This window comes from Anaerotignum sp. MB30-C6, from assembly GCF_030908465.1.
GTDB lineage: Bacteria > Bacillota > Clostridia > Lachnospirales > Anaerotignaceae > Chakrabartyella.
Map to the genome: position 1 here is coordinate 1,815,583 of NZ_CP133078.1, position 11,357 is coordinate 1,826,939.

Annotated in this window: 8 protein-coding genes; 3 read left to right on the plus strand and 5 right to left on the minus strand. The window is 37.7% G+C overall.

Annotated elements, in window-relative coordinates; translation table 11 throughout:
* Nucleotides 1–473: 473 nt before the first annotated feature.
* From RBQ60_RS09040 to RBQ60_RS09055, 4 genes are all read right to left on the minus strand, one after another.
* Complete coding sequence (locus tag RBQ60_RS09040; RefSeq protein WP_307885998.1) at nt 474–3,518, minus strand: efflux RND transporter permease subunit; 3,045 nt, start codon at nt 3,516–3,518, stop codon at nt 474–476.
* A gap of 2 nt (nt 3,519–3,520) precedes the next feature.
* On the minus strand, nt 3,521–4,645 hold the full coding sequence (locus RBQ60_RS09045; protein WP_307883363.1) for an efflux RND transporter periplasmic adaptor subunit: 1,125 nt from the start codon (nt 4,643–4,645) through the stop codon (nt 3,521–3,523).
* A gap of 77 nt (nt 4,646–4,722) precedes the next feature.
* Nucleotides 4,723–5,355 (minus strand): TetR/AcrR family transcriptional regulator, encoded by a 633-nt coding sequence (locus RBQ60_RS09050; RefSeq protein ID WP_307883364.1) that lies wholly within the window; start codon nt 5,353–5,355, stop codon nt 4,723–4,725.
* Between the two features lie 535 nt (nt 5,356–5,890).
* Nucleotides 5,891–8,104, minus strand: a complete 2,214-nt coding sequence (locus tag RBQ60_RS09055; protein WP_307883365.1) for a methyl-accepting chemotaxis protein — start codon at nt 8,102–8,104, stop codon at nt 5,891–5,893.
* A 393-nt stretch (nt 8,105–8,497) separates the two neighbouring features.
* Between RBQ60_RS09055 and RBQ60_RS09060 the strand changes: the two genes are divergently transcribed.
* From RBQ60_RS09060 to RBQ60_RS09070, 3 genes are all read left to right on the plus strand, one after another.
* Nucleotides 8,498–8,863, plus strand: coding sequence for a GIY-YIG nuclease family protein (locus RBQ60_RS09060; protein ID WP_307883366.1), 366 nt, complete (start codon nt 8,498–8,500; stop codon nt 8,861–8,863).
* On the plus strand, nt 8,847–9,131 hold the full coding sequence (locus RBQ60_RS09065; protein ID WP_331654176.1) for a DUF2087 domain-containing protein: 285 nt from the start codon (nt 8,847–8,849) through the stop codon (nt 9,129–9,131). The genes RBQ60_RS09060 and RBQ60_RS09065 overlap by 17 nt, the downstream gene beginning before the upstream one ends.
* 169 nt (nt 9,132–9,300) lie before the next feature.
* On the plus strand, nt 9,301–10,125 hold the full coding sequence (locus RBQ60_RS09070; protein ID WP_307883368.1) for a MerR family transcriptional regulator: 825 nt from the start codon (nt 9,301–9,303) through the stop codon (nt 10,123–10,125).
* A 38-nt stretch (nt 10,126–10,163) separates the two neighbouring features.
* Here the strand turns inward: RBQ60_RS09070 and RBQ60_RS09075 are convergent, their stop codons facing one another.
* Nucleotides 10,164–11,348, minus strand: a complete 1,185-nt coding sequence (locus tag RBQ60_RS09075; protein ID WP_307883369.1) for an MFS transporter — start codon at nt 11,346–11,348, stop codon at nt 10,164–10,166.
* Nucleotides 11,349–11,357 lie beyond the last annotated feature (9 nt).

Here is an 11,357-nt window from a genome sequence, read left to right on the forward strand (position 1 = left end):
TCTCATTTGAATTTCAGCATCACTTATTTTCATATGCCAAAGAAACTTCCCCGTCTTATCTAAACTTCAAAAGCACAATTTTCCACCTATTTTGACTAAACCCTCCTTTTTTCCCATAAAACTATTATAACCAGTTCTTTTTCTTGTGCATAGGATTTTATGCCAATTTTAGAATAAAATTTAGAAGCTTTTTGTTAGGCAAAAGTCAGGATATCGTTTCTTATTAAACACAGAGTACCATATATAGGGTGCAACAATCAAATCAAAATTAGTTAATATGATCTCACTGGGCAATTACTATAGTTTCACACTCAAATTACTGCTTTAGTAAGCATAGTAAAAAACAACCTTTCAATATTGAAAGGTTGTTTTATTTATTGAATTATGGGGTCTATAACAACCATGTGCTTTACAAGCGTTCACAACTGTGAAATACAAACCAATGAGGTTGTCTTTCACTCAAGATACTCTAATCAACTCTTTCTCCTCCACTTGTTTCTAGCGTTTGTAATAGACAAAAACAGATTGGGGATAATTAATATGGTAATAAAAGTTGAAAAGGTCAGTCCCGAGATAAGAGAAACTGCCAATGGCCGAAATAACTCTCCCCCCGATATAAGAAGGGGAATCAACCCAATAACAGTTGTAATGGTGCTCAGCATAATTGGCCGATACCTCCTGTTGACAGCGGTTATGCAGGCTTGTTTCAGTTCCATTCCTCCTTGGCAGAAGAATTTGATTGCATCAATTAAAACGATGGCATTGTTTACCACAATCCCCATGAGGGAAACCAAACTGAGCATGGCAACGAAGGAAAGCGGTTGTCTCGCTATGGACAGTCCTAGTAGGGCTGCCGCTACAGCAATGGGAACTGTAGAAAGAACAACAATTGGTTGGGAATAAGAATGAAATTGAAGAATTAGCACCGCAAGAATCATGAATATAGAGAACAGTGCTAATTGCCCAAGGGAGGCGTTATTTTCCTGTAACTTTGCCATCATCCCATTAAACTCAAACTGGATATCCTCATAGTTAGAACCTTCTATGTGCTCCTTTATGTTTCTCTCCACCTCTGCAACAGAATACCCTTTCATAAGGTCAGAAGTAATGGTCACGCTTCTTTGCCCGTTGTAATGGTTGATCACTGGATATTGGCTATCCAGTTGAATTTCCGCCACTTCGTCTAAAGCTATAAAATCCTGACTAATGGGAGATTTTATCATTAAATTTGATACTTCGTCCTTATCCTCAATGTCATAGTGAATGAATATTGGGATGTGTTTCCCATTTTTTTTAATTTGAGAAATTGGCTGCCTTAGCAAGGCCGTACTCAATTCTTTCTGAATCCCATACTCTGATAGCCCACGGGCACTGGCGATCATTTCTTGAATTTCCACCTGAAATTGATATTCACGGCTTTTAAAATTATCACTAACATTCATTGTACCCGGTGTTTTATGAAGAACCTCACTCAGCTCACTGCTCACTTGGTCTAGCCTTTCTAGGTCTGTTCCGATTAGTCTAAATTGTATTGGAGTTGAAATACTGGCCAAATCCAGTAAGTAAGTGCTTGCTGACCCACCGATTAAATTTTCTCTTAGTCGCTCCTGTATAAAAGCTTGCAAGTCTTCCTTCTTTACAAAACGTTGGCTTTTGCTTAGGTCAAATTCATAGGCTAACTGACCGATGGATGGTTCTGGAGCCCTGTATTGTACAGACATATAGAACTTGGGCAAGTTGCTCCCAACAGAGCTATAGTAATTTGTCAGTTCAGGCATATCCGAAAGCAACGTAATTACTTGGTCTTTTAGCTGTTCCGTTTTCTTAATATCCGATGAAAATTCCGATTGAATATCTATCTGTATTAAGCTTTTATCTGCCTTGGGTAGGATACTGGATACCAGAGATGATGCGGCTGTAAAGCCAATAAGCACAAATACCACGGCTGCAATATATATGTATTTCGCCTTGCCTAAAGTTTTTCGAAGGGTATTCATATAAAACTGGCGTATTCGTGATTTCTTTTCTTTTTGCTGACCTATAGAAGGCTTCAAAACCAAGCTGGATATCACTGGTATGGTAATGATGGCACAGATATATGACCCTATAAGAGAAACCGTTACGACAAATGGAACACCATAAATGAATTCCCCCAGTGTTGATTTAAGCAACAATAGAGGCATAAAAGCAAATATAGTGGTTAATGTGGACGTTAGTATGGAAAATGAAACCTCTTTCGTGCCTAGAATAGCCGCTTCGTCAGGATCTACACCTTGGTCTAGGTGATGCTGAATGGCATCGCTGACGACAATTGCATTATCTACAAGCATACCCAGTGCGATGATTAGGCCTGCAATTGACATATTCTCAAGCTTAACTCCAGCAATATACATTACAATCATGGTGAAAGCTATGGAAAGAGGTATGGCTGTAGATACCACAATGGCATTTTTTTTGCCCATACCAAAGAGCACTACCAGCAAAACAAAGAATACGGCCTGAAACAGGTTTTTCATAAATCCTTTTACAGCGTTGTCAACGTCCTCTGGCTGATACATAAGGGTATTGAATTCGATGTCATTTGGAATGTTCTTATTTAAGGAATCCATGACTGAGTCTACTTCTTTTCCTACTGTAACAACATTAAGAGTATCTTCAAAATATCCAACAAGAAAAACAGTTCTAGTACCGTTTCTACCATAATTAGCAGCGTACGGATCAGTGACAACTTTAACATCTGCCACATCTTTCAGCTTCAAATTTTCAGTTATTCCAGATGAAGCAACGGAGATGTTTTCAATATAATTTATATCTTCAAATTTATTTTTAACGGTTAATTGTATCCTTCCTGACTGACTCTCAACAGATCCTTGGGGAATTGAAACGTTCGCCCCTTGAATTTTTGAAATTAAGTCGGCGGAGGTGAGTCCCCATTGATTAATTTCAATGGGCTTGGCTATGATTTCAACCTGCTTTTGAACCTCACCAATCACCTCAAACTTCTTAACTCCATCGATTTGGGAGAGAGAATTTTTTAAGTAATCACCGTAATCAGCCAAGGCGTCCGCATCATAAGAATTACTGCTTAAAGAGATAATCATTCCCGGTGTCTGGGTTAAGTCTGTATTAACAGTAATTTCAGAAACTTCCTGGGGCAGCTCCATTTTCACTTCATCCATAAGTTTCGCAAGGTCATCCCATGCCTTATCAGTGTCTATGTCTTCCATAAGTTTTAAGAAAACAGAACCAACCCCATTTCTAGAAACGGATTCTGAATAATCAAAACCCTCCAGCTCGACTATTTTATCCTCAATGGGCTTAATTACATATTTCTCAACTTCCAATGACGACGACCCTGGATATCGGATAAATATTTGCGCCATGGGAGCGCTGATATCAGGGTTTTCCTGTCGGGGTAGTTTGACATAAGAATATACCCCTGCCAACAGAACGAACACCATAATAAAAATTGTCAACTTCTTATTTTTTAAAACTCTTGCTGTAATTCCTCCTATCATAATCACAACAACTCACTTTCTTTGACATTCATTCCATCCAGCAGTGTTTTCATACCCGATACGACTAACTTATCTCCCTTTTTCAGGCCTTTTACCATTACCCGATCACCTTGAATCTCTTCAATTTGCACAACTTTTTTTACTGCCCTTGCATCTTCAACGATGTAGACAAAGTCCACCGAAGAGTTTTGGACACTGGCAACATGTATCCAAATGCCTTTTACTTCTTCCATCTCTGCTCTACAAATTACAAGCTCATTTAAATTAAATTTAGAATCTATTTCCATTTTCACCTCATACAAATGGGAGCCTTTCTCTGCAATATTTGAAATGAATATCACCTTGCCCCAACTGTGGGATGCCTTAGACCCAATTTCTATTTCTTTGCCCTCATAAAAATAGGGTAAGTCCTCCATAGAAACAAAGGTGCTTAATACTGCCTTCTCGCTAACCAATTTGGCTACGGGCATTCCTGGAACGATATACTCCATATTATTGGTATATACCTCATCTATCACCCCAGCAAATGGAGCGTGGATAACACCCTGATCAGAAACATTTGACAATCGTTCTACTTCAAGTCGTTGTGCTTCTATGCGCTTTGCAAATGTCTCCACAGTGTTTTTCGCTTGATTGTGTGCTAGCTCTGCTTTTTCATAGTCTGTTTTTGAAACAATCTCCGCCTCATAAAGCTCCTTGGTCTTGGCTAATTCTCCTGATTGATATTCCCTTGAAGCAATGACCTGATCCAGTTCGTACTCGGAAGCTTTTAGCTTTTCCTGTGCTGCCAAAACTTGAAGGGCATAATCTTCAGTATTTAGGGTAGCAATGACTTCCCCTTCCCCTACATAATCTCCCTTCTTCTTTTCAAGAGATGATACTTTTCCAGAAATTTGAAATGACAGCTCCGTTTCATGTTCTGGTTGCACAGTCCCTAAGTACTCTACAATACCTCTGCGCGAAGTAATCTCAATTAGTTCTGTTTGAACAGATTGTATTTTTTCTTCCACTGATGTTTCTACCTTTCGCATGCATCCCGTTGTTAAGATAGTAGAAATGCCTATCAACGTTAAAATTCCAAATAATTTCAAGCTTCTATAAGGATAATTCTTTTGATTCCTCATCATATTTAGTCCCCCAGATTATCTTTTAAAGTTGTTATATGAACACGTTCGTATTATAAGTGAAAGAAAAGGAAAAGCTTTTAAATAAGCATTTTCCCATCCAATACTGTATAAATGATATCATAGAATTCGTCGAAGCATTCTTCTTTTGTGGTATTTTCAAAAGTTATATAGTCCATGATTCGTGTTCGAACAGAGTCGATGATAACTTCAGCCGTTTTCAAACTATCCACATTTTCTCTCATAATGCCCCTTGCTTTTAATCGATCGAAGAAATTCTTTAGGTTTTGTGATATCTGTATCACAATTTCATAGTTAGCAACTTTACGAATTTCTGAAATAGAGTCCAATGCAAGAATCATACTTTGAACTTCCCGTAGATTTTTTGTGTCAATATTCAAACTGTCTCCTGGAATTTCCTTCACCACATTCACTAAAGCACGAACAATTTCTTCATAAGTAGCCAGTTCCACGTCCAATTCCTCTAGCCTTATGGCCATATTCCTTCTAACATTATTCGTGGGCATTAATACGTCAAAAATTAAGTCTAGTTTTGAAGGATAATACCCATACATTGTACTTGCTCCAATCCCGGCATTTTTGGCAATTTCCCTAATGGATATTCCTGCTGCACCTTTCTGGGCAAAAAGCTTAATGGTTTCTTCTCTAATTCGTTCTTTTGTAAGTTCTTTTTCTTCTTGTGTTATTCTCACCGTGACACCTCTTTTCCGAACCAGTTCGCATAAAGTTATTATACGAGAAACCTTCCTCAATATCAACTTGATAATTATTAAATTTTTCTTAATATTAAATGTACTTTCCTAACTTTTTTCAAGGTAAGTTTATTTTGCCCTTAAGCTTTGCCATGCATCCAAGCACATACAGGAAAGTTGTTCAATCTTTTTGAACCTCCTACTCCTCCCGTAAATACCAATAAACTTTTCATACCATAATTAGCCTATTCGAAAAATATATAGCTGCATATTTCCCATAAAAGTGCCCAATTTTTGGAACTTTTGAGAACGATATTGTACCATCCTTGTGGGGTTTCCTACTTTTATTTGCAATGATAGCATACTTCTAATGCCCTTCACTCTATAGCAATTATAAACAGTAGGTAAGTCATTGTCAAAAAGCGGAGTGCTCAAAATTGCAGAGCACTCCACCCGTTATTACTAATGTATTCCCTTTGAATTTAGGAAATTAATGCTTAGCACTGCCATGAAGGCAGTTGCGGTTATGAATGAATCAATACTTACTTTGATCATCATCCTCGTAACTTTCTAAGTCTGTTATATTGTGTTTTTCAACTTCTTCAGTTGAACCATCGTCTTGTCCTAATTTAAAGCGGTCAATCAATCGATTAAGCATCTGGGCCTGTCCAGTTAGTTCTTCACTTGCAGCCGCACTTTCTTCCGCAGTGGCACTATTTGTTTGAACAACGGCAGAAATCTGTTCAAAGGCTTGTGTTACTTGAACAATGGAATTGGCCTGATCTTCAGATGCAATGGCAATCTCATTGATAACATAATTCGCCGCCTTTGCTTTATCTACGGCACCATCCAGTGCCTCTGCCGTTTTCTGAGCAATTTCAACACCATTTTTTACTGCATAAATGCTTCTTGCAATGAGGGCTTCTGTATTTTTAGCACTGACTGCAGATTTCTCAGCAAGGTTTCGCACTTCTTCTGCAACAACAGAAAACCCTTTGCCCGCCGAACCTGCTCGAGCAGCTTCAATTGCTGCATTCAGAGCCAGTATGTTCGTTTGGAATGCTATTTCATTAATGCTTTTAATAATTTTATCTATCTCATCGGATGTTTTACTAATTTCATCCATTGCAGCAATCATGTCCTGCATATATTCGTTACTTTGTTGTGCTAGCATTCTAGCTTCATCGGAATCTTGTTTCCCTTTGTTTGTACTATCCGCATTATTCTGTATCCGATCGGATATTTTGCTAATGGTTGCAGCAACTTCTTCCACAGAACTAGCTTGTTCCGTCGCCCCTTCAGACAATACAACTGCACTGTTTGCCATCTGTTCGGATCCCACCGCAACTTGTTCAGACACCAAATTAATCTGGGTTAATGTATCCCTTAAATTGAGTTTTATGCCTCTCATAGCTAAAAGTATATTTTCAAAATCACCTATGTACTTGTCCTGACAGGTTGTAGCAATTTCAAAATCACCCTCTGCCATAGCACCCAAACAATGGTTAACATCATCAATGATTTCCTTCAAATTTCCACACATCTTATTGAATGTATTTGTAAGGACTCCAATTTCATCTTCTGATTTTTCGTCTATATGCATATCAAGGTGCCCTGCTGCAATTTCAGTGGAAGCATTTGCAAGGGCATGAATGGGGGCAAGCATTTTTTGCAATAAAATGATAATGGATGCTGCGATAACAACTAAAAATGTAACGGCTATTCCGCCCGTAACTACCATAAGCCTATTGACTTCTTTGTTTAAATCATTGAGTTCCAGAGAGGTCCTTCCCCACCAAATTGTATCCGCCACCTCAATTGGAAAACAAAATTGTTCTATTACTTTACCAGTTTCAGATTCGGCAATACTTGCAAAAGGCTTTTCTGTGGAAAAACCATTCAAAAGGGTTTCATAATCCTTCGCATCCTGAAAATAAGTCGAAATATTTTTGTTTACATTACCTTCACTACGGCTATCATATACGATAGTGCCATTGTTAGTTAAAATGGAAACAAACATGGTCTCGTAGTCCTCGTCCGTTGTTTTAATGCTATTAAAACTTTCTAAACTAATGTCAACGGCAACGATACCGATGACTCCATCATTTTTAACAATTGGATAAGCCGCTGTAATCATAGTCGCCCCATCTTTGTTCTTATAAGGGTTTGAAACATAAGGTTTCTTAGTGTTTGCTGCCTGAATGTAGTATTCCTTCGCATTATATTCCTCAATGGTTCCAATCGTTTTTGATGTATGAACGGTACTCTCTTTCAAGCTGTTTTTATCGATGTAGAACATATAATCTTTTATATCATTGTCAAACATATATGGTTCAAAAAGAATACCAATCCCCATTATATCAGAGTTTTTTTCCACTGCCCTAGCAGCCGTATTCAACATAAAACGTTCCGCTTGATAGTTCATTTCCGAAATCTCTATATCAAAATAACGACTTTTTTTAATCTCTTCGTTTGTATAAATGTCTTCGCTAGTAAAAACATCATTCAAGTAACTTTGTATGTCCTCTCCAACCTGAGTGCTAGATTGAATGATGTCCTGAATCGTAATACCATTTTGAGCGGCAACGCCTGCAAACTCCCCTCTTATTGCATCCGTTATTGTCTTATTTACTGAAATCGACGAAAATACACTCTGTAGTGTAAAGAGCACCAATAGCATCAACGTTATAACAATGGAAACCTTCGTTGCCAGTCTCATTTTTCTTATTTGTAACCTTTTAAATTTCATATTATCTACCTTTCTAATGGCCTTGGGCCAATAAAACGTCTTACCTAGTTAATTTCAATTATAAAAATACACCTAATGTATACATAGTTGTTAATTTTAATGCAGTATGCATCCTTGTTCTAATTAGTTAGCTAACGCTAACTAGGTTATCATATTTTTAATAAAATGTCAAGATTTTACATTGAATTGTTTACTACTAGTAAATAGAATTTAGCGTTCCAAAGAAATTAAGTAGAAAACATACACGTGATCAAGCCTTTAATGTTAACTCTACGAAGGGTTTATTGTGAAATCTAGTTTCAAATGTTACAATTCTATATTGAATGGAAAATCAGATACCCGTAGCTTTACGAAAAAGTTTGTATTATTTTAATTAGGAGGATGGTGAAGGAAATGAAAGAAAATTCAAAAAAAGCGCTAAAAGAAAAATATAAAAACAAAGTAACCGTTGGCGGAGTGTACTGTGTCAAGTGTAGCGAAAATAAAAATATATGGCTACGTTCAACAACAGATATGCAAAGCTCCAAGAATCGCTTTGCATTTTCCGTATCTACGAAAACGTTCCCTGAGGCATGTATGATTGAAGCATGGAATCAATTCGGGCCGCCCGCTTTTTCCTTTGAGATTTTGGAAGAAATACAAAAAAAAGAAGTACAAACAGAACAAGAGTTTTCAGAAGATGTTGCTACTTTGCTGGAAATTTGGACTGAAACATTAAAAGCAAGGAAAGGAGAAAATGAATTTGGAGCAAAAAAATAAAATAAGTAGATTTCTTGATGATTCGGGAAGAATCATTCAATTATCAAAAAAGAAATCCCTTAGAGTTGCAACACTTTGTTATTTGGCAGAGAAGTTTGAAACAAACCGATATTATAATGAAAAAGAGGTAAATGCTGTTTGTGATGAATGGCACACCTTCGGAGATTATTTCATACTCAGACGAGAACTTATTGATTATGGTTTATTGTATCGAGAGCCAGATGGCTCTCGTTATTGGAGGCTTCCTGGGGAATCATCCCTTTGTTAGGTGATATTTTCAAAGGAAAAGCTTATAGGTATTTCCGAAGACCTAATGTACCCTTATCTTAATCGTAAAATCTCTTAAATAATAATTTATCTTAAAGGGAGACTTTAATTTGCCTTTTGAACTTGTAGTATGAGAAAACAAAATGTATACTAATAAGGGAGGTGAATCAATGCTGAAAATAGGAGATTTTTCAAAGCTTACCCATGTTTCCGTACGAATGTTGCGCTATTATGATACACAAGGATTGCTAAAACCGTCTTACGTAGACCCTTCAACAGGCTACCGGATGTACAGGGCTGACCAGGTGCCTGAGTTGCAAAAAATCGTACTCCTGCGTGATCTCAATTTTGGGGTTGCTGAAACGATGGAATTATTGCAAAATTGGAATGGTACTTACCTAACTCAGAGACTTCATGACAAGATTCTTGATATCGAAGAAGTTATTGAAATGGAGAAAAAACGAATTGCGCAGATTCAATCTGCTATCACACATATTAAGAGAAATAAATTCGACCAATATTATAATGTAACTATAAAAGCAATTCCTTCCTACGACGTTCTATCCCTTCGCCGTAAGGTTGCTAGCCATTTTGATGAGGGTGAACTTTGGCGTGAGCTTATGGATTTTGTCCATAAAGAACATATTGAATTTGAAAAAGGCAGCCACAATAATGTTGCAATCTATCATGATGATGAACATTTGGATTCTTATGTAGATATTGAAGTATGCCTTGTTGTGAAGAAATTAGGTAGGAATCAGGATGCTTTCACATATCGCACGTTAGACGGCATTGATAAAATGGCTTGTATGATGGTTTATGGCCCATATGAGAATATTGCTGATGCTTACTGCTCTTTTGTAGATTGGCTTGATAAAAACCAGCCATATACCATGGGTATCACCTCTCGTCAGGTCACGATTATTGACCATGAGGATACGCAAAACCCAGAAGAATACTTGACAGAAATACAAATTCCCCTGCTGGAAATATGATTATAAATATGGGCTGCCCCTTTGGGCAAGCCCTTTTTTTACATCTTCATACGAACCCAAACTCCCAGAAAAACTAGTAAGACACCTGGAATTAAAAATGGCAGCAGTATACTGAAATTTGCCAATGGGCCAAATATCATCATACCAAGGGGTATAGCCAATGAAGAAAATAAGTCCACATAAGAAAAGGTTCGCCCCATAAAAGCATCTTCCGTACTCTCCTGTATGTGGGTGATAAGAGGAATATAATATAAAGGGCTGCCGATACCCATTATAAGCATCATTGCTGCAAACACCACAATACCCTTGGCAGGTAATAATAGTATCATTGTTATTCCAAAAATGATTGATGATAGCCCAATTAGCTTGAAATGCTTCATGTGAAGCTCCCGATATGCCATAAAGAGACTGACGGACAATGCTCCTACGGAAAACGCAGTTTCTACCACACTAAGTATCCAAACCTCATTACCCACATTTTTAGATGCCAGCAACGGTGTAAGTTGGGAGGCAGGAACCACCAAAAACTGAAAAACCGTATACAACAGAATACAACTGCGTAATATTTTTGATTCCATGATATAGCGAAACCCTTGTTTTAGCCCTTCTTTTGTATTTTCATGGCAATGCCCTATCTGGCAGGATGGCACAATAATCGTAGATAAAAAGATGATACTGATTACAGCAGTCAATACGTCAATGAAAAAAACATACTGCAAGTCCATTAAACTCATCACGAGGCCGCCAAGCCCCGGAGATACTAATTGAATGACGCTCCATACACCAGTATTAATGCTGTTTGCTTTCATTAATTGTTCGCTAGGAACAATCAATGGCAATATACTTTTTGAAGCAGGAAGCTGTATCCCTGTTCCAAAGGAACGCAATGTGTTAAAGAAGAATACCCAGCCTATGCTGTCGATATCAATAATGAAAAAAATTGCTAACACTAACGTAAAAAGAGCGATTAAAGAATCGCTTATAATCACAATCGCCTTTGGCGGATAACGATCAGCAAGGACCCCGCCATAGAGCATCACCAAAGCTTGAGGCAGAAAGGTTGTGATAGTAACCCCTGCAATCAAACTTCCGGAACCCGTTCCCAGTGTGACATACCAGATAATTGCTAAGGACACAACGGAAGACCCAAGGAGCGAAATACCTTGGCTCACCATATATGCCAAGAGCTTGTAGTGCCATGTGCCCCTTTTAAATATTCTCATGGCTCTCCT